Raw genomic sequence first — 538 nt, 5'->3', positions numbered from 1 at the left:
GTCAGCTGAGAATCAACTCGACTTCAGCGTCCGCCTCGTCTCCGAGATCCTGCCCGCCCTGCACGCGGCGGGACTGCGTGACACCCCTGAGGTCGTTGCGGCACTGGGCGGCGGCAACGACGCGAGCGATCTGCGCGGCCGCCTCGGACTCGCCCCGGCCGTGAACCTCTATGCCGATGCGTAAGACGTCGGCTGCGGCGGACCTCACGACCGGCGGTGATGCGTCGACGGCATCCGATTCGGGCGGGCACCGCGCCGACCTCACCTTCATCGGGGCCGGGCCGAAGACCCTGGGCATCCTGCTCGCGATCGCCGCGAACACGGACGCCGGGGCAGGCCTGCGCATCCACCTCGTCGACCCGTATCCGGCCGGAGCCGGGCGGATATGGCGGACCGAACAGTCGCCGCACCTGTGGATGAACTCGCGCACCGAGGACATCACGATCTCCCCGGACGAGTCCTGCCTGCTCGAGAATCCCGGCATCATGGGACCGACCCTGCACGAGTGGATCCACGGGCCCGGTCGGGAGCGCCTGAC

The 538-nt window shown here is 69.9% G+C and carries 2 protein-coding genes; both read left to right on the top strand.

Going from position 1 to position 538, the window contains the following annotated elements; all coding sequences use genetic code 11:
- Positions 1-184: hypothetical protein (locus tag IEV86_RS17680; protein ID WP_188484856.1), on the top strand; the 184-nt coding region annotated here is incomplete at its 5' end.
- On the top strand, positions 171-538 hold a 368-nt coding region (locus IEV86_RS17675; protein ID WP_229734738.1), incomplete at its 3' end, for an FAD/NAD(P)-binding protein. The genes IEV86_RS17680 and IEV86_RS17675, both read left to right, overlap by 14 nt.

The sequence above is a fragment of the Cellulomonas carbonis genome (genome assembly GCF_014636275.1).
GTDB lineage: Bacteria > Actinomycetota > Actinomycetes > Actinomycetales > Cellulomonadaceae > Actinotalea > Actinotalea carbonis.
The sequence above is the reverse complement of the archived record's forward strand: the minus strand, read 5'-3'. Positions and strand labels throughout refer to the sequence as shown.